Source organism: Pseudarthrobacter sp. S9 (assembly GCF_050156545.1).
Lineage (GTDB): Bacteria > Actinomycetota > Actinomycetes > Actinomycetales > Micrococcaceae > Arthrobacter.
The window spans coordinates 3,055,049-3,078,830 of the sequence record NZ_CP189576.1; the positions used below are offsets into that span (position 1 = coordinate 3,055,049).

Sequence of the window (23,782 nt, forward strand, 5' to 3'; positions counted from 1 at the left end):
TGGGGAACGGACATGACTTTGCCCGCACACGGAAGCGAACGCTTCGATCTCTGGGCGCCGGAAGCGGAGTCAGTCGCGCTGCTGGCCGACGGCCGGCAGTACCCGATGTCCCGCATCGCCGGAGGCAGCCGGGAAGCCAGCGGGGACGGCAGCCGGGAAGCCAGCGGGGACGGCGACGCCGGCTGGTGGAGGGCCGTCGGCGCCCCCGCATCCGGGGAGGTGGACTACGGCTACCTCCTCGACGGGGACACGACCCCGCTGCCTGACCCGCGGTCCCGCCGCCAGCCCGAGGGCGTGCACTCGCTGTCCCGGACCTTCGACGCCGGAAGCCACGGGTGGGCCGACGGCCCGTGGACCGGACGGGAGCTGAAGGGCGCCGTCATCTACGAGCTCCACCTGGGGACCTTCACCCCCGAAGGCACCCTGGATTCGGCGGCCGGCAAGCTTGGCTACCTGGCGGAGCTCGGCGTCGACTTCGTCGAGCTGCTGCCGGTCAACGGCTTCAACGGCACCCACAACTGGGGATACGACGGCGTCCTCTGGTACGCCGTGCACGAAGGCTACGGCGGACCCGCCGCCTACCAGCGCTTCGTGGACGCCGCCCACGCCGCGGGCCTGGGCGTCATCCAGGACGTGGTCTATAACCATCTGGGCCCCAGCGGAAACTACCTGCCGCGCTTCGGGCCCTACCTCAAGTCCGGGGAGGGCAACACCTGGGGGGACTCCGTCAACCTGGACGGCCCCGGCTCGGACGTGGTGCGGCAGTACATCCTGGACAACGCCGCCATGTGGCTGCGGGATTACCACGTGGACGGGCTGCGCCTCGACGCCGTGCACGCGTTCAAGGACGAGCGGGCGGTCCACCTCCTGGAGGAGTTCGGTGCCCTCGCGGACGCCGTCGCCGCGGAAACCGGACGCCCCGCCACCATGATCGCCGAGTCCGACCTGAACAACCCGCGCCTGCTGTACCCGCGCGGCGTCAACGGCTACGGCCTGGCCGGTCAGTGGAGCGATGACTTCCATCATGCCGTCCACGTCAACGTCAGCGGCGAAACCAACGGCTACTACGGAGACTTCGATTCGCTGGGGGCCCTGGCCAAGGTCCTGGCGAACGGTTTCTTCCACGACGGCAGCTACTCGACCTTCCGTGGACGGCATCACGGCCGGCCCATCGACGCCTCCCTGGTCCACCCGGCCGCCCTGGTGGTCTGCAGCCAGAACCATGACCAGATCGGCAACCGGGCCACGGGCGACAGGCTGTCCCAGTCCCTGGGCTACGGCCAGTTGGCGCTCGCCGCCGTCGCGACCCTGACGTCCCCGTTCACGCCCATGCTGTTCATGGGCGAGGAGTACGGCGCCACCACCCCCTGGCAGTTCTTCACCTCGCATCCGGAACCGGACCTGGGCAAGGCCACCGCCGAGGGGCGGATCAAGGAGTTCGAGCGCATGGGGTGGGACCCCGCCGTCGTGCCCGACCCGCAGGACCCCGAGACGTTCACCCGTTCCAAGCTCGACTGGTCCGAAGCCGCCGCAGGGGACCACGCCCGCCTCCTGGAGCTCTACCGCGCGCTGATCGCCCTGCGCCGCTCGACGCCGGAGCTCGCGGGCCTCGGCTTCGAGGACACCGCGGTGGACTTCAGCGAGGCGGAGGGCTGGCTGCTGCTGCGGCGCGGCCCAACCGAGGTGGCCATGAACTTCTCCGCCGAACCGCGGCGGCTCGGCGTCGGCGTCGCCTCGATCGCTCTGGCCACCGACGACGGCGTCCGGCTCGGCGGCGTTCTGGGGGACACCCGGCAGCTCGAACTCCCCGGCCACAGCGCCGCCATTCTCTCCAAGTGAGGCTACAAGTGAGGCAGGATATAACGTATGACATATTTGGCAGCTGACACCCGCTACGATTCCATGCCCTACCGCCGCGTGGGACGCAGCGGCCTGAAACTCCCGGCCATCTCCCTGGGACTGTGGCACAATTTCGGCGACGACAAGCCGTTCCAGACCCAGCGCGCGATCCTGCGCCGCGCCTTTGACCTCGGCGTCAACCACTTCGACCTCGCCAACAACTATGGACCCGAGGCGGGCTCGGCCGAGACCAACTTCGGCCGCCACCTCCGGGACGACTTCGCCCCGTACCGCGACGAACTCATCATCTCCACCAAGGCCGGCTACGACATGTGGCCCGGCCCGTTCGGTGAGTGGGGCTCCCGCAAGTACCTGCTCGCGAGCCTGGACCAGTCGCTGCAGCGCATGGGCCTGGACTATGTGGACATCTTCTACAGCCACCGGCCGGACCCGGAAACCCCGATGGAAGAGACCATGGGCGCCCTGGACCGCGCCGTCCGGTCCGGCAAGGCCCTGTATGCCGGCATCTCCTCCTACACCCCGGAGCAGACCCTGGAAGCGGCGCGGATCCTGAAGGAGCTGGGCACGCCGCTGCTGATCCACCAGCCCAGTTACTCCATGCTGAACCGCTGGACCGAAAACGGCAGCCCGAACCTCTACGAGGCGCTGGAGCAGGTGGGCGCGGGCTCCATCGCGTTCTCCCCGCTGGCGCAGGGCATGCTCACCGACCGCTACCTGAACGGCATCCCGGCCGACTCGCGCGCAGCCCAGGAACGGTTCCTGTCCGAATCGTCCATTACGGACGAGAAACTTGACCGCGTCCGCGGGCTGAACGCCATCGCGAAGGGCCGCGGCCAGTCGCTCGCGCAGATGGCCATCGCCTGGATTCTCCGCGAACAGGGCAAGGGCTCCTCCGTGACGTCCGCGCTCGTCGGCGCTTCCAGCGTCCGGCAGCTCGAGGACACGCTGTCCGCCGTCAATAACCTCGACTTCTCGGCCGAGGAGCTGACGGCCATCGATGAGTTCGCCGTCGAGTCCGACATCAATCTGTGGGCCCAGAAGTAGCCCGCTGAAACCCGCGTAACAGAGACGCCGGGGCCGGCGGGGAACAACCACGGCTCCGGCGCCGTTGACTTAGAATGCTAAGGGCGCCGTATGGCGCTGTGCCCGCCTGCCGCCGTCGCGCATCAGAGCGCGTCCGCGCCGGGCACATGAAGTTTGTTCTCAAAGGAGTTCCGTGTCTTCAAATCCGATTCGTGTTGCAATCGTCGGCGTAGGTAACTGTGCCGCATCGCTGGTCCAGGGCGTCCAGTACTACCGGGATGCCGACCCCCAGGCCACGATCCCGGGTCTGATGCATGTGGAGTTCGGCAAGTACCACGTCAACGACGTCGACTTTGTTGCCGCGTTCGACGTCGACGGCAAGAAGGTCGGCCTGGACCTGGCGGACGCGATCCTGGCCAGCGAAAACAACACCATCAAGATCGCCGATGTCCCGCCGACCGGCGTCACCGTCCAGCGCGGCCCCACCCTTGACGGGCTCGGCAAGTACTACCTCGAGACCATCGAACAGTCCGCGGAAGAGCCGGTCGACGTCGTCCGGGTGCTCAAGGACGCCAAGGTTGACGTTCTGGTCTGCTACTTGCCCGTGGGATCCCAGGAAGCCGCCGAGTTTTACGCCCAGTCCGCCATCGACGCCGGCGTGGCGTTCGTCAACGCACTGCCGGTCTTCATCGCCGGGACCAAGGAATGGGCGGACAAGTTCACCGCCGCCGGCGTGCCGATCGTGGGCGATGACATCAAGAGCCAGATCGGTGCCACCATCACGCACCGCGTCATGGCCAAGCTGTTCGAGGACCGCGGCGTCACGCTGGACCGCACGTACCAGCTGAACGTCGGCGGCAACATGGACTTCAAGAACATGCTGGAGCGTGACCGCCTCGAGTCCAAGAAGATCTCCAAGACGCAGGCCGTGACCTCCAACGTGCAAGCCGACATTGCGCCCCGCGACGTCCACATCGGCCCCTCGGATTATGTCCAGTGGCTCGATGACCGCAAATGGGCCTTCGTGCGCCTCGAAGGCCGCAACTTCGGTGACGCCCCGGTGTCGCTGGAATACAAGCTCGAGGTCTGGGACTCGCCCAACTCCGCCGGCGTGATCATTGACGCCATCCGTGCCGCCAAGATCGGCCTGGACCGCGGCATCGGCGGCCCGCTGCTTTCGGCGTCGAGCTACTTCATGAAGTCCCCGCCGGAGCAGTTCAACGACGACCTCGCCCGCGAAAAGGTCGAGGCCTTCATCCGCGGCGATCTCGAGCGCTAAACCCCGACGCTCCTCACCCCGGTTGCTCTATCACTCGTGGTCCCCAAACGCCTGGTTTGGCTGCCACAAGTGATGGGGCAACCGGCGTTTAGCCGGGGCCGAGGGCGAGCCGGACTCTGCGGACCGCACCGCGGAAGTCATCTGCCAGATCGTCTGCGTTGAACTTGAAATACCGCCAGCCCGCAGAGTTGAACATTTCGTCGCGGCGATTGTCGCGGGACTGCTGTTCGCGCGTGAGGTGGTGGCCGCCGTCGTACTGGATGGCAACCCGGTGCTCCCGGTAGCCGAGGTCCGCGGCAGGTGAAAACGGGTCACCCTGGACAATCCGCAGCTGCAACTCGGGTTCCGGGAGCCCGGCAGACGTCAGGGCCAGGCGCAGGAAAGTCTCCGGCGCGGAGTCGGCGCCGGGACGGATCAGTTCCGCCGCCTGGCGCGCCTTCACGATTCCTTTGAGCTTCAGGTGGCGCTTCAGCATTTCGTGCAGCTGGGGAAGCGTTGCCCACGGCTCCGCGCGGTTCTCGAGGCCCGGACGGGGGCGACGGACCAGCTGGTCACCGATGGCTACGAGATCTTCAAGTGGCAGGATGCGGGCAAGGTCAAGCCAGGTCCGGGCCGGGGTTGAAATTAGGATGCCGTCCAAGACCATGACCTCGTCCTGGAAAGCAAGCACGGTATGCCCGACCACACCCTCACGCCGGACCGGGGGTAGCGCCCTGGGCTTACTGAGATGGAGTTCCCGGCAGCCACGGAACCAGGACGGAAGCCACAGCCCAAGCAGGACTGCGGCGGTCAGGTGCGAGATCCATGCCCCCGGTGTTGCCGCCGCCAGGGTGCGGATTTCAAACTCCCAGCCGGCGGGCAGATACAGCAACCGGCCGGCCGAGACGAGGTCGGATGAACGAAGCCGGCCGCTGCTCAGACTGGCAGACCTCGCCTCATGGACAGTGAACGGGGTGGCGGAAAGGTGGGCCGGCAGGGGCGCAGATGGACGCATGCGCATATTGTTGCCCGAACGCCACCGCTCTCGCAGAAGTTGTCCACAATCCGACGGCACCCGTCCTCCACAGCCATTCCCAAGCTGTTGCGCTATCACTTATGGGCGTCAAAAGGGGGGAATGGCAGCCACAAGTGATAGGGCAACGTGGGTTGGGGGTGGGTTGGGGTGAGAGCGGGTCTAGAAGAGGCCGACGGGGTTGCCTGCGGCGTCGACGTCCATCCGCATCGCCGCCGGTACCTTGGGTAGGCCCGGCATGGTCATCACGGCGCCGGTGAGGGCCACGATGAAGCCGGCCCCGGTCTTGGGGATGAGGTCGCGGACGTGGACGGTGAAGCCCTTCGGGGCGCCGAACCGGGTGGCGTCATCGCTGAAGGAGTACTGGGTCTTCGCCATGCACACGGGCAGTCCGGACCAGCCGTTCTTCTCGATTTCTGCCAGCCGCTTGAGCGCCGGGACCGAGAAGTCCACGCCGTCGGCGCCGTAGATTTCCTGCACGATCGTCCGGATCTTGTCCTCCACCGACATCTCCAGCGGATACAGGTGCCTGAAGCCGTGCCGGGCCTCGATGGCGGCAGCCACCTTCGCCGCGAGCTCGTCCCCGCCGTCACCGCCGCCGCCTCGCCCCCAGACGTCGGCCACGGCAGCCTGGACACCCTCCTGGGCGCACCAGTCCAGCAGCCAGTCCAGTTCCTCCTGTGTGTCAGTGGCGAACTTGTTGATTGCCACCACCGGGACGATGCCGAACTTTTCGACGTTGCGGATGTGGCGTTGGAGATTGACGACGCCGGCGGCCAGTGCCTCCACGTTGGGCACCTTGAGCTGGTCCTGGGCGATGCCGCCGTGCATCTTCAGGGCGCGGACGGTTGCCACCAGCACGACGGCGGACGGCGCGACGTCGGCCACCCGGGCCTTGATGTCCATGTACTTTTCGGCGCCGAGGTCTGCGCCGAAGCCCGCCTCGGTGACCACGATGTCCGCGAGGCTGCGGGCCGTCTGGGTGGCGATGAGGGAGTTGCAGCCATGGGCGATGTTGGCGAACGGGCCGCCGTGCACGAGGACGGGGGTGCCGGCGATGGTCTGCACGAGGTTGGGCTTGAGGGCGTCCTTGAGCAGCATGGTCAGGGCGCCCTGGACGCCCAGATCCGCGACCGTGACGGGGTGGCGGTCGTAGGTGTAGCCGAACGTGATCCGGCCCAGACGTTCCCGGAGATCGGCGAGGTCCGTGGCGAGGCAGAACACCGCCATGATCTCGGACGCCGCGGTGATGTCGAAACTGTCCTGCCGCGGAATGCCCTGGGCCGGCCCGCCCAGGCCGATCACGACCTCGCGAAGGGAACGGTCGTTCATGTCCAGTACCCGCTTGAACGTCATGCGGCGCGGATCGATGTTGAGCTCATTGCCCTGGAAGATGTGGTTGTCCACGAGCGCCATCAGGGCGTTGTTCGCGGACGTGATGGCGTGGAAATCGCCGGTGAAATGCAGGTTGATCTCGTCCATGGGCAGCACCTGGGAGTAACCGCCGCCGGTGGCGCCGCCCTTCATGCCGAGGATCGGGCCTAGCGAAGGTTCACGCAGCGCGATCATCACCTTGTGCCCCGCGCGGGCCAGCGAGTCCGCCAGTCCCACGGTGGTGGTGGATTTGCCTTCACCTGCGGGCGTGGGGGACATCGCGGAGACCAGCACCACCTTGCCGGGGGCGCGTACCGGGCCGCCCGCCTTAGACATAGTGAGCTTCGCCGGATTGATCTTGGCCTTGTAGGGGCCGTAGAACTCCAGGGCCTCGGCGTTGATGCCCGCGTCCGCGGCCACGTCCTGGATCGGCCTCATGACGGCCCGCTGCGCAATCTCCAGATCGCTCGGGACTGAGCTTTCCGGGACTGCGTTCCCGGGTTTGGTGTTTTCAGACATCGTTGTCCTTCGGCTCGTGGCGTCGGTGGGTGGTCCGGCCAGTGTTCTCCGGCCGGGGTTCCGGCCATGTGGTTCCGGCTTAGGGCGTGTGGCCCACCGGGATGATCAGGCTTCCAAAGTACTGGCTCACGGCGGTGTGGTAGCTCTCCAGCGTGATGGCCGCCGTGCGTTGCCAGCCGAACCCCTGGGCGTGCACCGCGGCAGCACGTCCCATGTCCGCCCGCGTGACCGGGTCGTCATAGAGGGCCTCAAGGGCGTCCGCCCAGTCGCTGGCCTTATGGCCCTCCACCAGCATCCCCGTACGCCCGTCGAAGACGGCGCGGGACAGCCCGCCCACCTTCGTGGCGACGACGGGCGTCCCGCAGGCCTGCGCCTCCAGGGCCACCAGGCCGAAGGATTCGCTGTAGGAGGGCACCACCACCACATCGGCCGAGCGGTACCAGCCGGCCAGCTCAGGGGCGTTGACCGGCGGGTGGTGGGTGGCGACGTCGTCCATCCCGGCGGCGCTGATCAGCGCCTTGAGGTCAAAGTCCTTCGCACCGCTCACGGCCCCCAGGATGGTCAGCTGCAGGTCGATGTCCGGGCGGCGGGAACGGAGCAGCGCGGCCGCCTTGATCAGGTTCTGCGGCCCCTTGAGCCGCTGGATCCGCCCTGCGAACAAGAGATGGAACCTGCCCGGCGGCACGCCGTGTTCGGCCCGGGCCCGGGTCCTGAAGGCCGGCGTGAAGACGCCGAGGTCCACGCCCGGAGGCGCCACGTCGATCCGGTCGATGTCCGCGTTGTAGTGCGAGACCAGTTCTGCGGCTTCGGTTCCCGTGTTGGCGATCAGCCGGCTGGCGCCGTCGACTATCCGGTGCTCACCGTCCTCGCGCCGGCGCGGTTCCGGCTGTTCCCCCGACTCCAGCAGCAGGTTCTTGACCTTGGCCATGGTGTGCATGGTGTGCACCAGCGGCAGCCCCCACAGCTGCGCGAGCTCGAGCCCAGCCACCCCGGACACCCAGTAGTGCGAATGGATCATGTCGTAGCGGCCGTGCGGCTGGAGCTGCCGGATCCGGTCGATCTCGGCCACCATGCTGTGCAGCAGTTCCGGGAGCTCCTCCTTGGGCAGCTTCCGCGGCGGCCCGGCCAGGACGTTGTGGACGCAGACACCAGGGGACGGATGTTCGACGGCGCGCTGCCCAGCGGAGGTGGACCTGGTGAAGATCTCCACTTCGACGCCGATCTCCGCGAGGGCCGCCGCCAGGGCACGGACGTACACGTTCATTCCGCCGGCGTCGCCCGAGCCAGGCTGCTCCATGGGCGAGGTGTGCAGGGAGAGGAAAGCGACACGGCGGATCAGCGACACTGTTCTCCCCTCCCTCTCTTGGACGGCCCCGGGTGAACGGCACCTGAACGTGGATTCGATAAAACATTACTCCTCCAGTGCAGTCGGGTTCACAGGACCAGTCACTGGGTAAGTCACTGCGCCCGGCGGTGCTAACGTGGCCGCTGTGAGCGCAACCACAGAACCAGAGCCCTCCTCCGCCGCCTGGGATATCCGCGAGGCCGCCGCGCAGGACTGGCCAGGCATCTGGGAGATCCTGGAACCGGTCATCCGGGCGGGGGAAACTTTCACCTTGGACCGGAACACCACCGAGGACGAGGCGCGCGGGCGGTGGTTCAGGCAGGCTCCGGGACAGACCTTCGTCGCCGTCGGCCTCGGGTGCGATGGCGGCGCCGACGGCGGCCGCGTGCTCGGCACCGGCGAACTGCACGCCAACCAGGGCGGCGGCGGCAGCCACGTGGCCAACGCGGGGTACGCGGTCCACCCCGCCTGCGCCGGCAGGGGACTGGCCCGTGCCCTTTGCGCCTATTCGCTGGACGCCGCCCGCGCCGCCGGATTCCGGGCCATGCAGTTCAATGCCGTCGTGGAGAGCAACGTCCGGGCCGTCGCCGCGTGGAAGTCCATGGGGTTCGACGTGCTCGCGAACATCCCGGAGGCCTTCAACCATCCGAGTCTGGGCTACGTGGGCCTGTACGTGATGTACCGGAAGCTCTAGGCTCCGGCTCCGGCTCCGGCTCCGGCGCGGAAGGCATAAGGCGCAAGCCGGCAAGCCTCAGGTCCCGTCGCGCCAGAGCCGCTTCAGCTCCGGAAACGCGGCCTCGTAGCCGGCGAGCAGCTTTCCGGCGAGGATCTCTGAATCAACGAGGGGGTGTCCGGCGAGGGCGGCGAGGGCCGCGTCCCGGCGGCCGGTCCCGGTTGCCTGCCCGGTTGCCTGGACGACGAGGCGCTCGACGTCCTTGATCCGCCGCATCAGCGCCAGCTGCGGCGGCGCCGGGCGCTCCTGCGGAAGTGGCGCCACGCCGTCGGGCGTCACCCGGCACGGAACCTCGACGACGGCGTCCGCCGGCAGCCCCGGCACGGCCGGCACAGCGCCCGCTCCCAAGCCCGTGCCCGGCACGGTGTTGGCAGTGTTCAGGATCAGTTCGGCCTCGCCGCCGCCGGACAGGGCCCGCATGGCCGCCAGGGCGACGCGCTCGTAGCCGCCGCCGGCGAGGTCGTTCTCGTCCCGGCGCTCGCCGGCCTGCCGGGCCTCGGCCAGATAACCCTCTTCGCGGGACCGGCGCGCAGCCTCCCAGAGCGGATAAGCGTCCGGCCCGGCGGCCGCCAGCCGGGGATAGAGCTCCGCCTGCTGCCGGTCGATGGACTCACCCCGCGTCCGGTCCGAAGCCCGCATGCCGGCCACCGCGCGCGCCGTCTCGTAGTAGTAAAAAAGGTACTCGTTCGGCAGGCAGCCCAGGCCAGCCAGGAATTCCTGCGGGAACAGCCGGCCTTCCTCGAAGCCCGCGAGGGCCGCCGCGTCCGCTAGCAGCTCCGGCAGGATGTCCCGGCCGCCGGACTCCAGCCGGTACAGCCAGCCCAGATGGTTGAGGCCGGAGTAGCCCACGCCGTCGAGCCTTCCCTCCGGGAGCGCGACGCCGGCGGCCCGCGCCGCGCGGTGCACCAGGCCGCTGGCGGAATCGCAGATGCCGATGACCTTGGCTCCGAGCACCGGGACCAGGGCCTCGGTGACCATGCCTGCCGGGTTGGTGAAGTTGAGCAGCCACGCCTCGGGGCATACCCGCTCCATTTCCGCCGCGAGCTCCAGCATCCGCGGGATGGTCCGCAGGGCGTAGGAGATGCCGCCGGCACCGGTGGTCTCCTGGCCCAGGAGCCCCAGGTCCAGGGCGATCCGCTCGTCGGCGGTCCGTCCGGCGGTGCCGCCCGGCCGGATCGCGGCAAACACCATGTCGGCGCCGTCGAGGGCCTCCGGCAGCGAGGACGCGGCCCGGACCGCAGGGAAGCGGCCCATACCTGGCGCGGCCCGGCCCGCGAGGGAAGCCAGGACCGCCTCGATGGCGGCCAGCCGGACGGCGTCGACGTCGTACAGCACCAGCTCCCGGACCAGCCCGGCGAAAGGCCCGTCGGAGAGCGCCCGGTAGATCAGCGGAACCCGGAATCCACCGCCGCCAGCAATCATGAGCCGCATGCGGACAGTCTATTCGCCGCTGGTCGCTGCTGGTCGGTGCCGCTTCGCGGCCGCCGGAGCACCGTCCCCGTCTATCCACCGGTACGGCGACGGCGTAGTGTGCCTTACATGGACGCGAACCCAACGCGGCGCTTTGATCCGCTGTCCGCCGTCCGCAGCCCGGCGGCGGAGGGGTTCGATCTGCTCCTGACCGGCACCGTGTTCCAGGACATCATCTTTACCGGGCTGCCGCACGCGCCCGAGGCCGGGACCGAAATCTGGAGCGACGGGATGGGCAGCTGCCCCGGCGGGGTGGCCAACCAGGCGATCGCCGCGGCACGGCTCGGACTGCGGACCGGGCTGGCAGCCGCGTTCGGGGACGACGGCTACGGCGACTACAACTGGAAGATCCTGGCCCGGCAGGAACATGTGGACCTGTCCCTGTCCCGCCGCGTGCCGGGCTGGCACTCGCCCGTCACGGTGTCTCTCAGCGTGGAGAAGGACCGCTCGATGGTGACGCACGGCCACCCGCCGCCCGTGACATCGACCCAGCTGATCGGCTGCCCCCCGCCGGCGCTCGCCGCCGTCGCGGAGCTTGGCGAGGAACTGGAACCGTGGGCCCTCGATGCCCGCAAGGCGGGGGTCCGGCTGTTCGGTGACGTCGGCTGGGATCCCACCGGCGCGTGGTCCTCCACCCGGCTAGACAACCTGCAGTACTTCCATGCGTTCACGCCTAACCAGCGCGAAGCCATGGCCTTCACCGGCCGCGACGACCCTTGGTCGGCACTGTATTCGCTGGCGGACAAGGTGCCGGTGGCCGTCGTGACACTGGGCGCGCAGGGCTCCATGGCCGTCGACTCTGAAACGGGCGAAGAAGAGTGGGTCCCGTCCCTGCCCGTCTCCGCGTACGATCCCACCGGGGCGGGCGACTGCTTCGGCGCCGCCTTCATCGTGGGCTGCCTGGCGGGCTGGCCGCTCGGGGACAGGCTCCGCTTCGCCAACCTGTGCGCCGCCCTCGCGGTTCAGGAAGTGGGCGGTTCCCTCGCAGCCCCCGGCTGGGGCGACATTGCCGACTGGTGGCAGCGGGCCAATGCCCGCAAGGAACGGCAGAGCAGCCAGTGGCTGCGCCGCTACTGCTTCCTGGAGGAGATCGTCCGCGACGTGCCGCCGGAGGCGCAAAGGCGCGCGACGGCGACCATCGCGCACCTTTCCGACGCGTAGCCGCCCGGCCCCCGGGCGCTGAGCCCGTGAACATGCCCTCCGCTGAGGCCGGGGCGTGGACATGATCCCGTTGTGCCCGCTCCTGGGTGCGAAGGATGGGCATGTCCCGCGCGGGTAGCAGTCCCGCTCCCCGTCGCCGCTGGACATGCCCTCCGCTGAGGCCCGGGCGTGGACATGATCCCGTTGTGCCCGCTCCTGGGTGCGAAGGATGGGCATGTCCCGCGCGGGTAGCAGTCCCGCTCCCCGTCACCGCTGGACATGCTCTCCGCTCAGGCCCGGGCGTGGACATGATCCCGTTGTGCCCGCTCCTGGGTGCGAAGGATGGGCATGTCCTCCCCATGCGGGATCCTGCCGCGGCGGGTACCCGTCCCGGAATTATCCGGTCCGCGGCGCCACCCCTAGAATCGTTAAGTGACTTACCCAGCAGCAACAGGCGATCTCCGGCCCGAATCGGCGGCAGCGCCGGCCCATCCGGAGGAACGCTCGGCAGTAATAGACCTCGAAGCCATCCGGCACAATGTGCGGCGGCTGGCAGCTGTGGCCTCGCCCGCGAAGATCATGGCCGTGGTCAAGGCCGATGCCTACGGCCATGGGGCCGTGCCCGTGGCCCGGGCCGCCCTCAGCGCCGGCGCCAGCTGGCTGGGCGTGGCCCACATCTCGGAGGCACTCGCCCTGCGCGCCGCCGGCATCGAGGCGCCCCTGCTGGCCTGGCTGCACACCCCGGACAGCAACTTCGCCGCCGCCGTGGCCGCCGGGATCGATATCGGCTGTTCCGGCTGGGAGCTGGACCGGATCGTGGCAGCTGCCCGCGAGCAGGAGCGGCCGGCCCGCATCCACCTGAAGGTGGACACCGGCCTGGGCCGCAACGGCGCCACCCTGGATGCCTGGGACAGCCTCGTGGGCGAGGCCATGGACTACCAGGACCAGGGGCTGCTGCGGGTGGTGGGCATCTTCTCCCACCTGGCCGTCGCGGACGAGCCCGAGCGCCCCGAAACCGACGAGCAGCTCGCTGCCTTCCGCGAAGTCCTGGCCATCGCCCAGGACGCCGGCGTGGACCCCGAGGTGCGCCACCTCGCCAACACGCCGGCCACGCTGTCGCGCCCTGACACGCATTTTGACCTGGTCCGCGTGGGCCTGGGCCTCTACGGGCTTTCGCCCTTCGAAGGGCAGAGCTCGGAGGAGCTGGGGCTGCGCCCGGCCATGACGGTCCGCACGGTCGTCTCCCACTGCAAGGACGTGCCTGCCGGCCAGGGCGTCTCCTATGGCCTGAACTACCGCACGGTCCGGGCGTCCACGCTGGCCCTCATCCCCTTGGGCTACGCCGACGGCGTTCCGCGCGTGGCCACCGGCGGCCCCGTCCGCGTAGAGGGCGTGAGCTATCCGGTCGTGGGGCGCATCGCGATGGACCAGATGGTGATCGACCTCGGACTGCGGAACGTGACAGCCGGCGGCCCGAGCCTCCTCGGTGCCGAGGCCGTGCTGTTCGGAAACGGCGCCGACGGCGGACCCACAGCCGAGGACTGGGCCAGGGCTGCCGGAACCAACAACTACGAGATCGTCACGCGGATCAGCCCCCGGGTCCCGCGCCGCTACGTCAACGAAGAGCCCTCAACAGGTGACGTGCAGCCGTGAGCACACCGGCGTGGGAGCAGATGCTTGAGGTCCGGACGGCGGAACAGACGCATGCGCTCGCGGCGGCGCTGGGCGCCGTGCTGGAGGCCGGGGACCTGCTGATCCTCACCGGCGAACTGGGGGCGGGGAAGACCACGTTCACCCAGGGGCTCGGAGAAGGACTGGGTGTCCGCGCAGGCATCATTTCGCCGACCTTCGTGCTGGTCCGCATCCACCCCAACCTGCCCGACGGTCCCCGGCCGGGCGGCCCGGACCTCGTGCATGTGGACGCCTACCGGCTGGAGTCCGCCTCGGAAATCGACGACATCGATCTGGAAAACACCCTGGACAGCGCCGTGACCGTGGTCGAGTGGGGCCGCAACCGGGTCGAACACCTGAGCGACAGCCGGCTCGAGGTGGAACTGCACCGCACCCTGGGCGGCGCGACTCCGGCAGCCGGCGCCCCGGACTCTGATGTCCTGGACTTTGATACGGACGACGACGACGAGCCCCGCACCGTGGCGATCCGCGGGTTCGGTCCACGCTGGGCGGAGCCCCCGGCCCTTCCCATGATGCCGGCCCTTCCCGTGATCCCGCCCCTTCCCGAAACCCCGGAACGGAACTCCTGATGCTTATCCTCGCCATCGACACCTCGGCCGTGGCCAGCGCCGCGCTCGTCTCCGACGACGCCCCGGAGTCCGACGTAGCCAGTTTCTCCACCGAGGACACCCGCACGCACGCGGAGGTCCTGGCCCCGGGGATCGAAAAGCTCCTGGCCGGCGCGGGCCTGTCCGGCGACGACGTCGACGCGGTCGTCACAGGCGTTGGTCCCGGCCCGTTCACTGGCCTGCGCTCGGGCATCGTCACCGCCCGCACCCTCGCCTTTGTCTGGGGCAAACCGCTGTACGGCGTCATGAGCCTGGACGCGATCGCCCTCGAAGTGGCGGAGTCCACCGACGCCGCCGCGGAGTTCATTGTGGCCACCGACGCACGCCGCAAGGAGGTGTACTGGGCCCGGTACACCCTCGCCGACGCCCAGCTGCCGCACCTGCAGGACGGACCGCACGTGGGATTCGCCGCGGACCTCCCCGAACTTCCCGTCTACGGTGCCGGGGCGGGGCTCTACGCGGACGTCGTCAAGGCCGTCCCCGAATTCAGCACCCGGCAGCCCGAGGCACTCGCGCTGGGCCAGTTCGCCCTCGCCCGGCTCGCGGCGGGGGAGCGGCTGCTGGATTCGACCCCGCTCTACCTGCGGGAGTCCGACGCCCAGGTCCCCGGACCCCGGAAGCGGGCCCTGTGAGCCCGGAGCAGGCCACGCCGTCCACGCTGCCGGGCGGCGTGATGCTGCGGGACATGGACGCCGCGGACATCCCGGCCGTCCACGAGCTGGAACGCCGGCTGTTCCCGGTGGACGCGTGGCCGCTGCAGATGTTCCACGACGAGCTGGCGCAAGCGGACACCCGCCGCTACCTCGTGGCGGAGTTCCACGGCGAGATCGTCGGCTACGCCGGGCTGATGTGCATCGAGCCGATCTCGGATGTCCAGACCATCGCCGTCGTGCCCGAGCAGGAAGGCAAAGGCATCGGCTCGGCCCTGCTCGCCGAGCTCATCGCGGAAAGCAGGCGGCGCCACGCCGAGGACGTGCTGCTGGAAGTCCGGGCGGACAACCCCCGGGCCCAGCAGCTCTACCGCCGCAACGGGTTCGAGCAGATCCATGTCCGGCCCCGCTACTACCGCGACGGCGTGGACGCCCTCATCATGCGGCTCCGGCTGCGCAACGAACCACCCAGCCACCAGTCAAGGGAAGCAGACCGCCCATGAACCGCACCCAGCCGCTCGTGCTCGGCATCGAGTCCTCCTGCGACGAGACCGGCGTCGGGATCGTCCGCGGAACCGCACTGCTGACCAACACCGTGTCCTCCTCCATGGAGGAACACGTCCGCTTCGGCGGGGTCATCCCCGAGATCGCCTCCCGCGCCCACCTCGACGCGTTCGTGCCCACCCTCCGGGTGGCACTGGCCGAGGCGGGGGTGACGCTGGAGGAGATCGACGCGATCGCCGTCACGGCCGGGCCTGGCCTGGCCGGAGCGCTGATGGTGGGGGTGTGCGCGGCCAAGGCGCTCGCCGTAGCGACGGGCAAGCCCCTTTACGCCATCAACCACCTCGTGGCACACGTCGGCGTCGGCCTGCTCCAGCCGGACCCCGGCAGCCCGCAGCCCTTCGCGGGGTCGCTGCCGGAGAGGCTGCCGGAGACACTGCCGGAAACACTGCCGGAAAACTTGGGCGCACTCCTGGTGTCCGGCGGGCACACCGAAATCCTGCGGATCCGGAGCATCACGGACGACGTCGAGCTGCTCGGCTCCACGATCGACGACGCCGCCGGCGAAGCCTATGACAAGGTGGCGCGGCTGCTGGGCCTCGGCTACCCGGGCGGGCCCGCCATCGACAAGCTGGCGCGCACGGGCAACGCGAAGGCGATCCGCTTCCCGCGCGGCCTCACGCAGCCGAAGTACATGGGAACCGCGGAGGAACCCGGCCCGCACCGCTACGACTGGTCCTTCAGCGGACTCAAGACCGCCGTCGCCCGGTGCGTGGAGCAGTTCGAGGCCCGCGGCGAAGAAGTGCCCGTGGCGGACATCGCCGCAGCCTTCCAGGAGGCTGTGGTGGACGTGATCACGTCCAAGGCGGTGCTGGCCTGCCGAGAAAACGGCCTCACCGAGGTGCTGCTGGGCGGCGGCGTCGCCGCCAACTCACGGCTGCGTCAGCTCACCGAACAACGGTGCAGCGCGGCCGGGATCCGGCTGACCGTGCCGCCGCTGGCCCTGTGCACGGACAACGGTGCCATGGTGGCGGCGCTCGGCGCCCAGCTGGTGATGGCCGGAGCGGAACCAAGCGGCATCGGCTTTGCGCCTGATTCGTCCATGCCGGTCACGACGGTCTCCGCCTGACCGTCTCCAACCTGCCGGGACAATACAGTTAGGCTTCGGGGCCCTTGCGCATTTGATTGACCAGGTCCAGGACGACGGCGCGCAGGTCCCCGCCGCTCTCGGCCGCCACGCGGCGCTGCCTCTGGTAGCCGGCACCGCGTTGGATGATCTTTTCGACGTCGGCCAGTTCGGCCGCGCAGCCGAGTTTCGCCGCGACGGGCTCAAGCCGCTTGAGCGTCTCGCGGAGATGCTCGGTGACGAGCTGCTCGTTGCCCTCGTCGTCGAGGATGATGATCGCGTCCAGGCCGTACCGGGCCGCACGCCACTTGTTTTCCTGGACATGCCACGGCGGCATGGTGGGGATGGTGCCTCCGTTGTCCAGCGTGGTGGAGAACTCGTCGACGAGGCACTGCGTCAGGGCCGCGATCGCGCCGACTTCCTCCAGCGTGGCCAGTCCGTCGCAGATGCGCATCTCGATCGTGCCGAGGTTGGGTACGGGGCGGATGTCCCAGCGGATTTCGGAGAGGGTGTCGATCACCCCGGTGGTGAACATGGCCTGGACGTAGGACTCGTAGTCCTCCCAGCTGGAAAACTGGAAGGGCAGGCCGGCAGTGGGCAGCTGCTGGAACATGAGGGCGCGGTGGGAGGCGTAGCCGGTGTCTTCGCCGCCCCAGAACGGGCTGGACGCGGAGAGCGCCTGGAAGTGCGGGAAGTAGTTCACGAGGCCGTCCAGGACCGGGAGCACCTTGTCGCGGCTGTCGAGCCCGACATGCACGTGGACGCCGTAGATGACCATCTGGCGGCCCCACCACTGGGTGCGGTCAATAAGCTTGGCGTAGCGGGCCTTGTCGGTCACGGGCTGCAGCTGGGGCGGGCTGAAGGGGTGGCTCCCGGCGCAGAAGACCTCCACGCCCATGGGATCGGTGACCTCGCGGACCGCCGCGAGGGAGCTGCTCAGGTCCGCTTTCGCTTCCGCCACGGTGGTGCAGATCCCGGTGACCAGCTCCACCGTGTTCAGCAGCAGCTCCTGCTTAATATGCGGGTGCTCGTCGTCCTCGTTCAGTTCGGGATGCCGGGCGGCAACTCCGCGGAGCACTTCATTGGCCATCGAGGCCAGTTCTCCGGTTTCCGCATCGACGAGGGCAAGCTCCCATTCCACACCAAGAGTTGATTGCCTGGATGAAGCGAAATCAATCTTCATGTGGTCCCTTCAATGTTCTGCTGTCCGTGCCCGTAATCCGATCCCGAAGTGTCACCGGCAGTGTTCCTGGCAGCGTCACTGGTGCCACCGCCGGCAGGGCGGCTGGCAGGGCAGCGGGTGGTCCAAGTCTAGTGCAGGGGTAGCATCGAGACGGTGCCAAAGTTACGGCTGTTGCGTGAGGGTGTTCACAGGCGGCCCGGTCAACGGCCGTGCTGACGCGGTAGCGGGACTGGTTCCGGGGACCAGCAGGCTCCGGGGTCAGGCTGCGGCTGACGGGCAGGTCCCTGGCGTTTAATGGAGCTGTGCCCATACTAAACAAAGACATGACCCTGTGTATCTCGCTCTCGGCCCGGCCGAGCAACAACGGGACGCGCTTCCACAACCACCTGTATGAACAGCTGGGCCTGAACTGGATCTACAAGGCCTTCGCCCCCACCGACCTGGCCCAGGCGATCGCGGGGGTGCGTGGCCTCGGAATCCGCGGCTGCGCAGTGTCGATGCCGTACAAGGAGGACGTCATCGCCCTGGTGGACGTCATGGACCCCTCCGCGAAGGCCATCGACTCGGTCAACACGATCGTCAACGACGGCGGCCGGCTCACGGCCTACAACACCGACTACACGGCCATCGAGCAGCTGCTGCAGCGCACCGCCGTGCCCACGAGCTACTCCGTGTGGGTCCTCGGCTCCGGCGGCATGGCCAAGGCCACGGTGGCGGCGCTGCGGGACGCCGGATTCAAGGACGTCACCGTGATCGCCCGCAATGAGGCGGCAGGACGGGCGCTCGCAGGGCTGTACGGGTTCGTGTGGCGTGCGGAACTTCCCGCCACGGACGCCGCCGGAACAAATGCTGCAGCGACGGCGGACGTGCTCATCAACGTCACGCCTGTTGGTATGAGAGGCGGACCCGACGCCGATGCGCTGTCCTTCCCGCAGGAGGCGGTGGACGCCTCGAAGGTGGTGTTCGACGTCGTCGCGCTGCCGGCGGAGACGCCGCTCGTCAAGGCTGCCCGCGCGGCGGGCAAGACCGTGATCACCGGAGCCGAGGTGGCCACGATCCAGGCGCTGGAGCAGTTCGTGCTGTACACCGGCATCAGGCCCACCGAAGGGCAGGTCCGGGCCGCCGAGGAGTTCATGCGGGTCCAGTAGCCCGGCAGGGCCCCGGCCGGAACCCGGCGAGGCCGGAGCTAGACGGGCTCCACGGCGATGGCCACCCGGTCGTCGCCGATCCTGGTGAGGACCAGGGTGGCCGTCTTCTTGGCCTTGTTCTTTCCTCTGTTATTCCCTCCCGGGAGAAGCTGCTTGCGGAGCTCTTCAGGCGTGACCGCGGTACCGCGTTTCTTGATGTCCAGGATGCCGATGCCGTGGTCCTTGACCCAGGACTTGAGTGCCTTGACGTTGAACGGCATCACTTCCAGGACCTTGTAGGCCCGGGCAAACGGGGTGTCGCGCAACTCGGGGGCGCAGATGTAGGCGATGTGCTCATCCACCAGATGTCCGCCCAGCTGGAGGGCGACGTCGGCCACCAGTCCGGCGCGGATGACAGCGCCGTCGGGCTCGTACAGGTACCCCTCGACGGGACCCACGGGCGCCACCGGACCGCCGTCGAATCCTTCGCCGCTGGTGAGTTCCGCGGCGCCCTGCGGACCGAGCACGAGGGCCGCGCGCCTGACGCCGGGGCGCCGCACCGCGTTGAACCACAGCGCCACCTCGGTCACGTCACCGCCCACCGACACCCACTGCGCCTCACAATCCGCCGGAACGGAGTCGTGCGGCATGCCGGGCCCCATCTTCACGCCCACGGCGAGCCCGGAACCGGCCAATGACTCCACGAAGGACAGCGGCGGGGAGAAGTCCTCCGGATCCCAGAGCCGCTTGGTTCCCGAGCTGGACGTGGTGCGGCGGGCGGGATCCAGCCAGACACCGCCGATTCCCTCGAGGGAAACCGACGTGGCATCCGAATGGACCACGGTGGCGTTCCGGAACGGAATCAGGTTCATGGTGGCGCAGGCGGCTGTGGTTTCGTCCATTTCCACGGCGGTGACCTTGATGTCCATGGAGGCCAGCGCCATGGCGTCCGCGCCGAGCCCGCAGCCAAGGTCCGCCACATGGCCGATCCCGGCCTCCACGAACCGCTGCGCGTGCCGGGCCGCGACCGTGAGCCGGGTGGCCTGTTCCAGGCCCGCCCGGGTAAAGATCATCTGCCGGGCGAACTCGCCGAACTTGGACTCGGCCTTGGTCCGCAGCCGCGACTGGGTGAGCACGGCGGAGACCAGTTCGGGGGAATGGCCGGCCTTGCGGAGCGAGGCATTGAGCCGGAAGGCCTCGTCCTCGCGGTACGGGCCCAGTGACGCCAGCAGTTCCCAGCCCTCGGGGTTGAGGAGCGGGGCGATCTGTTCCTGCGGTGCGTCAGCCATGCCATCTAGCGTAGTTCAGGCGCCGTGCGCCCGATGCGCCGGGGCCACTACAGGGGTAACTACCGGCGTCACTACCGGGGTCCATACAGCTAGGCTTGACAGCATGGAAGACAGCGGCACAGAAGACAGCGCCAGGCAGGACTATGGCGATGGGGACCACCGGAGCCATCAGGGGCTTGCCCGCTATGCCCGGCCGGCGCTGATAGCGGGCGCCGTCATCGCCGTCGTCTGCGTCGCGTTGCTGGTCATTATCTTCTTTCTCGATTCCTTCAATGCCACCATCTATTCCGTCGGCGGCAAGGACGTCAAGGACGCCACCGATGAGGCGCGGGCCATCCGGGATACGTATGCCGCGGCCCGCCTGGGCGGCATCATCTTCCTCGTTGCCGGCGTCGCGCTGGCCGCCGCCGGGGGCCTGGTGATGTACCGCCACCGGAATGAGGCGCGGCGGGACCTGGGCGAGGAAGACGGCGAAGACGTGGACTTCGAGGACCTCGCAGGCCAGTAGGACGGCGCCTGCCAGACGCCGGCCGGACGTTCACCAGGAACGAATTTCTGGCACTCGCCTTGACCGAGTGCTAACTACTTACATAGAGTCGTCATTAGCACTCTCCCTAGGAGGGTGCTAACACATGAAGCAACACCCGCCAGGCTGCTGCCGGCACCGCGACGACGGTTGCACGCCATGGCACCACGGCTTCATAGTCCACGAATTTGCTGACGAAAAGGAGAGGTCCGAGTGTCGGTCTCTATTAAGCCTGTCTCTATTAAGCCTCTTGAGGATCGTATTGTTGTCCGCCCGCTCGAAGCCGAGCAGACCACGGCTTCCGGCCTGGTTATCCCGGACTCCGCACAGGAAAAGCCGCAGGAAGGCGAAGTTGTTGCAGTAGGCCCCGGCCGCTTTGACGACAACGGCAACCGCGTTCCGGTTGATGTCGCCGTCGGCGATGTTGTCATCTACTCCAAGTACGGTGGAACCGAAGTCAAGACCGGCGGCACCGAGTACCTGGTGCTGTCCGCCCGCGACGTTCTGGCGATCGTCGTTAAGTAACTCTCTTGGACCCCCGCGCAGCCGATCCCTCATTCGATGGATCAGCTGCGCGGGGTTCTGTCTTGAAAGGACAAAACCATGGCAAAGCAGCTTGCGTTTAACGACGCTGCCCGCCGGTCGCTTGAAGCCGGCATCGATAAGCTCGCCAACACGGTCAAGGTGACGCTTGGCCCGCGCGGCCGCAACGTCGTGCTGGACAAGAAGTGGGGCGCCCCCACGATCACCAACGATGGTGTCACCATCGCCCGTGAAGTCGAGCTGGACGACCCGTACGAGAACCTTGGCGCGCAGCTTGCCAAGGAGGTCGCCACCAAGACCAACGATGTTGCCGGTGACGGCACCACCACCGCCACCGTTCTGGCCCAGGCCCTGGTCAAGGAAGGCCTGCGCAACGTTGCGGCAGGCGCCGCCCCGGGCGAGATCAAGCGTGGCATCGAGGTCGCTGTCGAGGCGGTCGCCGCCCGCCTGCTCGAGAACGCCCGCCCGGTTGAAGGCACCCAGGTCGCCAACGTTGCCTCCATCTCCGCACAGAGCGACGAGGTCGGCGAGCTCCTGGCCGAGGCCTTCGGCAAGGTCGGCAAGGATGGTGTGATCACCATCGAGGAATCCTCCACCACGCAGACCGAGCTGGTCCTCACCGAGGGCATGCAGTTCGACAAGGGCTACCTGTCCCCGTACTTCGTCACCGACGCGGAACGCCAGGAAGCAGTGCTCGAAGATGCCCTGATCCTGATCAACCAAGGCAAGATCTCTTCCGTGCAGGAATTCCTGCCGCTGCTGGAAAAGGCGCTGCAGAGCTCCAAGCCGCTCTTCATCATCGCCGAAGACGTCGACGGCGAGGCCCTGTCCACGCTGATCGTCAACCGCATCCGCGGCACCTTGAACGTCGTTGCCGTCAAGGCACCGGGCTTCGGTGACCGCCGCAAGGCCATGCTGCAGGACATCGCGACCCTCACCGGCGCACAGGTTGTCTCTCAGGAACTGGGCCTCAGCCTGGACACGGTCGGCCTCGAGGTGCTGGGCACCGCCCGCCGCATCACCGTCACGAAAGACAACACCACCATCGTCGACGGCGCCGGTTCGGCCGAGGACGTCGCAGCCCGGGTTGCCCAACTGCGCGCCGAGCTGACCCGCACGGATTCCGACTGGGACAAGGAAAAGCTGCAGGAACGCCTGGCCAAGCTGGCCGGCGGCATCGGCGTGATCAAGGTCGGCGCTGCCACCGAGGTCGAGCTGAAGGAAAAGAAGCACCGCATCGAGGACGCAGTGTCCTCCACCCGCGCCGCCCTCGAAGAAGGCATTGTGGCCGGCGGCGGCGCCGCCCTCATCCACGCGCTGAAGGCGCTCGACGAGGATCCTGCCGTCCAGGCTCTCGAAGGTGACGCAGCTGCTGCTGTCGGCATCGTCCGCCGGGCACTGACCCAGCCGCTGCGCTGGATCGCCCAGAACGCCGGCTTCGACGGCTACGTCGTCGTGGCAAAGGTGGCCGAATCCGCCAACAACCAGGGCTTCAACGCAATGACCGGCGGGTACGAAGACCTCATCGCTGCCGGCGTCATCGACCCCGTCAAGGTGACGCGTGCGGCCCTCCGCAACGCTGCCTCCATCGCGGCGCTGGTTCTCACCACAGAAACCCTCGTGGTCGAGAAGCCGGCCGATGAGGACCAGCACGCAGGCCACCGTCACTAGGCGTGGGTCACCGGCGCTTCCCTAGCGCCGGAGCATCGAAGCTTCATGGCGCCGGCCGGATAACACCGGCTTCGCAAACCAGTTCCACGGCAGGAGGCCGGACCAGCATTCAGCTGGGCCGGCCTCCTGTTTTGGTGACAAGCCGGTAGAAGAGCAGCACCGCAACAGCGGACACCACGATTCCCAGCAGGTTCAGGAGCAGCTGCAGTGCGGAGCCGGCCGCCTTTTCATACTCGCCCAGGACCAGCGCCACGGCCACGTAGCCCGCCGCCGGGACGGTTGTCACGGAGATGAAGACCCCGATCAGCGCCGCCGATCGCCGGCTGATCATGGACAGCATTCCGGCGGTTCCGGCCAGCACGGCAACAATGAGGGAGTAGGGGCCCGGGTGGTAGATGAATTCGACCGCTGAACCCCGCTCCAGGACGTCGGCGGGAAACAGTCCGAGCGGCACGGACAACCAGGCGGCGAGGGCTGCGGCCAGCATGGCGACGGGAAAGCCGACGCCGAGGGCCAGAGCGGCGTCGCGTCCGAGCCGCCCCTGGCGCCGGACCAGTGCCACGGCCAACGCGGCCAGCGGGCCGAACTCCGGGCCCACGGCCATGGCGCCGACGATGGCGATGGGCGAGTCCGTGACAATGCCGATGGCCGCCAGCTGGGTGGCCAGGACCAGGAAGGCCAGGTAGCTCCATGTCAGCCGAGAGTCTTCGCCGCTCTGCCGGGACACCTCGTCCCAGATCATGGCATCAGCGCCTTCGCCGGGCGCCGCGGCCTCCGCCCGGTCCGCCCGGTCCGAGAGCACCAGCTCCGGCATGCTGACCGAGATTGACCCCCGTTCCTGGACCTTGAGGGCGTGGAGCTTCTGCACGAGCTGCTCCACGGATTCCCGTGCGAGCAGGACCAGGATGACGTCTCCGGGCGGCATCACGGAGGCGCCCGGATGGAGGGCCACTTCCGCGACGCCAAGCTCCGCGGAACAACTTTCCACAACGACTCCGGACAACACACCCGGGACACAAATTCGCAGCTGGGCGATCACGATGCGGCCTCCTCCGACTCGTAACAGACTAGCTTCCAGAACGTGCCTGGCGACGACGCTTCCGGACCCGCC

General features: G+C 68.3%; 21 protein-coding genes. 14 read left to right on the forward strand and 7 right to left on the reverse strand.

Going from position 1 to position 23,782, the window contains the following annotated elements; genetic code table 11:
- Positions 1 to 12 precede the first annotated feature (12 nt).
- From treZ to ACQCSY_RS14665, 3 genes are all read left to right on the forward strand, one after another.
- Positions 13 to 1,839, forward strand: coding sequence for a malto-oligosyltrehalose trehalohydrolase (gene treZ, locus ACQCSY_RS14655; RefSeq protein WP_427129850.1), 1,827 nt, complete (start codon positions 13 to 15; stop codon positions 1,837 to 1,839).
- 27 nt (positions 1,840 to 1,866) lie between these two features.
- Complete coding sequence (mgrA, locus tag ACQCSY_RS14660) at positions 1,867 to 2,904, forward strand: L-glyceraldehyde 3-phosphate reductase (protein ID WP_427129852.1); 1,038 nt, start codon at positions 1,867 to 1,869, stop codon at positions 2,902 to 2,904.
- A 172-nt stretch (positions 2,905 to 3,076) separates the two neighbouring features.
- Positions 3,077 to 4,162 (forward strand): inositol-3-phosphate synthase, encoded by a 1,086-nt coding sequence (locus ACQCSY_RS14665; RefSeq protein ID WP_427129854.1) that lies wholly within the window; start codon positions 3,077 to 3,079, stop codon positions 4,160 to 4,162.
- Positions 4,163 to 4,250: 88 nt separating this feature from the next.
- Here ACQCSY_RS14665 and ACQCSY_RS14670 read toward each other — a convergent pair whose 3' ends face one another.
- The 3 genes from ACQCSY_RS14670 to mshA form a co-directional block, all read right to left on the reverse strand.
- Positions 4,251 to 5,156 carry a DUF559 domain-containing protein gene (locus tag ACQCSY_RS14670; protein ID WP_427129855.1) on the reverse strand — a complete coding sequence of 302 codons (906 nt, stop codon included), beginning with the start codon at positions 5,154 to 5,156 and terminating at the stop codon, positions 4,251 to 4,253.
- Positions 5,157 to 5,336: 180 nt separating this feature from the next.
- Positions 5,337 to 7,067: a formate--tetrahydrofolate ligase gene (locus tag ACQCSY_RS14675; RefSeq protein ID WP_427129857.1), complete on the reverse strand. Its 1,731-nt coding sequence runs from the start codon at positions 7,065 to 7,067 to the stop codon at positions 5,337 to 5,339.
- 79 nt (positions 7,068 to 7,146) lie between these two features.
- Complete coding sequence (mshA, locus tag ACQCSY_RS14680; protein WP_427129859.1) at positions 7,147 to 8,412, reverse strand: D-inositol-3-phosphate glycosyltransferase; 1,266 nt, start codon at positions 8,410 to 8,412, stop codon at positions 7,147 to 7,149.
- A gap of 145 nt (positions 8,413 to 8,557) precedes the next feature.
- Here mshA and ACQCSY_RS14685 point away from each other — a divergent pair, with 145 nt between their 5' ends.
- The gene (locus ACQCSY_RS14685; RefSeq protein ID WP_427129861.1) at positions 8,558 to 9,106 is read left to right on the forward strand and encodes an N-acetyltransferase family protein; all 549 of its coding nucleotides are present in this window, start codon (positions 8,558 to 8,560) and stop codon (positions 9,104 to 9,106) included.
- Positions 9,107 to 9,163: 57 nt separating this feature from the next.
- On the opposite strand, the gene ACQCSY_RS14690 is transcribed toward ACQCSY_RS14685, so the two are convergent.
- Positions 9,164 to 10,576 (reverse strand): 6-phospho-beta-glucosidase, encoded by a 1,413-nt coding sequence (locus tag ACQCSY_RS14690; protein ID WP_427129863.1) that lies wholly within the window; start codon positions 10,574 to 10,576, stop codon positions 9,164 to 9,166.
- A gap of 108 nt (positions 10,577 to 10,684) precedes the next feature.
- Here ACQCSY_RS14690 and ACQCSY_RS14695 point away from each other — a divergent pair, with 108 nt between their 5' ends.
- The 6 genes from ACQCSY_RS14695 to tsaD all read left to right on the forward strand — a co-directional run bounded on the left by ACQCSY_RS14695 (position 10,685) and on the right by tsaD (position 16,335).
- The gene (locus tag ACQCSY_RS14695) at positions 10,685 to 11,776 is read left to right on the forward strand and encodes a carbohydrate kinase family protein (RefSeq protein ID WP_427129865.1); all 1,092 of its coding nucleotides are present in this window, start codon (positions 10,685 to 10,687) and stop codon (positions 11,774 to 11,776) included.
- Positions 11,777 to 12,187: 411 nt separating this feature from the next.
- Positions 12,188 to 13,408 carry an alanine racemase gene (gene alr / locus ACQCSY_RS14700; RefSeq protein WP_427129866.1) on the forward strand — a complete coding sequence of 407 codons (1,221 nt, stop codon included), beginning with the start codon at positions 12,188 to 12,190 and terminating at the stop codon, positions 13,406 to 13,408.
- Positions 13,405 to 14,016: a tRNA (adenosine(37)-N6)-threonylcarbamoyltransferase complex ATPase subunit type 1 TsaE gene (gene tsaE, locus ACQCSY_RS14705; protein WP_427129868.1), complete on the forward strand. Its 612-nt coding sequence runs from the start codon at positions 13,405 to 13,407 to the stop codon at positions 14,014 to 14,016. The genes alr and tsaE overlap by 4 nt, the downstream gene beginning before the upstream one ends.
- Positions 14,016 to 14,687: a tRNA (adenosine(37)-N6)-threonylcarbamoyltransferase complex dimerization subunit type 1 TsaB gene (gene tsaB, locus ACQCSY_RS14710; RefSeq protein ID WP_427129870.1), complete on the forward strand. Its 672-nt coding sequence runs from the start codon at positions 14,016 to 14,018 to the stop codon at positions 14,685 to 14,687. Before tsaE ends, tsaB begins: the two co-directional genes overlap by 1 nt.
- Positions 14,688 to 14,728: 41 nt before the next feature.
- Positions 14,729 to 15,208, forward strand: a complete 480-nt coding sequence (gene rimI / locus ACQCSY_RS14715) for a ribosomal protein S18-alanine N-acetyltransferase (protein ID WP_427135850.1) — start codon at positions 14,729 to 14,731, stop codon at positions 15,206 to 15,208.
- Positions 15,205 to 16,335 (forward strand): tRNA (adenosine(37)-N6)-threonylcarbamoyltransferase complex transferase subunit TsaD, encoded by a 1,131-nt coding sequence (gene tsaD, locus ACQCSY_RS14720; RefSeq protein ID WP_427129872.1) that lies wholly within the window; start codon positions 15,205 to 15,207, stop codon positions 16,333 to 16,335. Before rimI ends, tsaD begins: the two co-directional genes overlap by 4 nt.
- Before the next feature lie 28 nt (positions 16,336 to 16,363).
- Here the strand turns inward: tsaD and ACQCSY_RS14725 are convergent, their stop codons facing one another.
- Positions 16,364 to 17,515: a glutamate--cysteine ligase gene (locus ACQCSY_RS14725; protein ID WP_427129874.1), complete on the reverse strand. Its 1,152-nt coding sequence runs from the start codon at positions 17,513 to 17,515 to the stop codon at positions 16,364 to 16,366.
- 302 nt (positions 17,516 to 17,817) lie between these two features.
- Here ACQCSY_RS14725 and ACQCSY_RS14730 point away from each other — a divergent pair, with 302 nt between their 5' ends.
- The gene (locus ACQCSY_RS14730) at positions 17,818 to 18,663 is read left to right on the forward strand and encodes a shikimate 5-dehydrogenase (protein WP_427129876.1); all 846 of its coding nucleotides are present in this window, start codon (positions 17,818 to 17,820) and stop codon (positions 18,661 to 18,663) included.
- Between the two features lie 38 nt (positions 18,664 to 18,701).
- Here ACQCSY_RS14730 and ACQCSY_RS14735 read toward each other — a convergent pair whose 3' ends face one another.
- The gene (locus ACQCSY_RS14735; protein ID WP_427129878.1) at positions 18,702 to 19,931 is read right to left on the reverse strand and encodes a THUMP-like domain-containing protein; all 1,230 of its coding nucleotides are present in this window, start codon (positions 19,929 to 19,931) and stop codon (positions 18,702 to 18,704) included.
- Positions 19,932 to 20,034: 103 nt separating this feature from the next.
- Between ACQCSY_RS14735 and ACQCSY_RS14740 the strand changes: the two genes are divergently transcribed.
- The 3 genes from ACQCSY_RS14740 (at position 20,035) to groL (ending at position 22,671) form a co-directional block, all read left to right on the forward strand.
- Positions 20,035 to 20,439 (forward strand): hypothetical protein, encoded by a 405-nt coding sequence (locus ACQCSY_RS14740; protein ID WP_427129880.1) that lies wholly within the window; start codon positions 20,035 to 20,037, stop codon positions 20,437 to 20,439.
- A 243-nt stretch (positions 20,440 to 20,682) separates the two neighbouring features.
- Positions 20,683 to 20,982 (forward strand): co-chaperone GroES, encoded by a 300-nt coding sequence (groES, locus tag ACQCSY_RS14745; RefSeq protein ID WP_427135852.1) that lies wholly within the window; start codon positions 20,683 to 20,685, stop codon positions 20,980 to 20,982.
- Positions 20,983 to 21,060: 78 nt separating this feature from the next.
- On the forward strand, positions 21,061 to 22,671 hold the full coding sequence (groL, locus tag ACQCSY_RS14750; RefSeq protein WP_427129882.1) for a chaperonin GroEL: 1,611 nt from the start codon (positions 21,061 to 21,063) through the stop codon (positions 22,669 to 22,671).
- Positions 22,672 to 22,780: 109 nt separating this feature from the next.
- Here groL and ACQCSY_RS14755 read toward each other — a convergent pair whose 3' ends face one another.
- Positions 22,781 to 23,710, reverse strand: a complete 930-nt coding sequence (locus ACQCSY_RS14755; RefSeq protein WP_427129884.1) for a DUF389 domain-containing protein — start codon at positions 23,708 to 23,710, stop codon at positions 22,781 to 22,783.
- Positions 23,711 to 23,782 lie beyond the last annotated feature (72 nt).

What these genes read in the sequence shown, in the direction of transcription:
- treZ (WP_427129850.1), top strand. Translation starts at nt 13, where the DNA reads ATGACTTTGCCCGCACACGGAAGCGAACGCTTCGATCTCTGGGCGCCG.
- ACQCSY_RS14735 (WP_427129878.1), bottom strand. Translation starts at nt 19,931, where the DNA reads ATGGCTGACGCACCGCAGGAACAGATCGCCCCGCTCCTCAACCCCGAG.
- ACQCSY_RS14725 (WP_427129874.1), bottom strand. Translation starts at nt 17,515, where the DNA reads ATGAAGATTGATTTCGCTTCATCCAGGCAATCAACTCTTGGTGTGGAA.
- tsaD (WP_427129872.1), top strand. Translation starts at nt 15,205, where the DNA reads ATGAACCGCACCCAGCCGCTCGTGCTCGGCATCGAGTCCTCCTGCGAC.
- ACQCSY_RS14740 (WP_427129880.1), top strand. Translation starts at nt 20,035, where the DNA reads ATGGAAGACAGCGGCACAGAAGACAGCGCCAGGCAGGACTATGGCGAT.
- rimI (WP_427135850.1), top strand. Translation starts at nt 14,729, where the DNA reads ATGCTGCGGGACATGGACGCCGCGGACATCCCGGCCGTCCACGAGCTG.
- ACQCSY_RS14695 (WP_427129865.1), top strand. Translation starts at nt 10,685, where the DNA reads ATGGACGCGAACCCAACGCGGCGCTTTGATCCGCTGTCCGCCGTCCGC.
- ACQCSY_RS14690 (WP_427129863.1), bottom strand. Translation starts at nt 10,576, where the DNA reads ATGCGGCTCATGATTGCTGGCGGCGGTGGATTCCGGGTTCCGCTGATC.
- ACQCSY_RS14675 (WP_427129857.1), bottom strand. Translation starts at nt 7,067, where the DNA reads ATGTCTGAAAACACCAAACCCGGGAACGCAGTCCCGGAAAGCTCAGTC.
- mgrA (WP_427129852.1), top strand. Translation starts at nt 1,867, where the DNA reads ATGACATATTTGGCAGCTGACACCCGCTACGATTCCATGCCCTACCGC.
- groL (WP_427129882.1), top strand. Translation starts at nt 21,061, where the DNA reads ATGGCAAAGCAGCTTGCGTTTAACGACGCTGCCCGCCGGTCGCTTGAA.
- ACQCSY_RS14670 (WP_427129855.1), bottom strand. Translation starts at nt 5,156, where the DNA reads ATGCGTCCATCTGCGCCCCTGCCGGCCCACCTTTCCGCCACCCCGTTC.
- tsaB (WP_427129870.1), top strand. Translation starts at nt 14,016, where the DNA reads ATGCTTATCCTCGCCATCGACACCTCGGCCGTGGCCAGCGCCGCGCTC.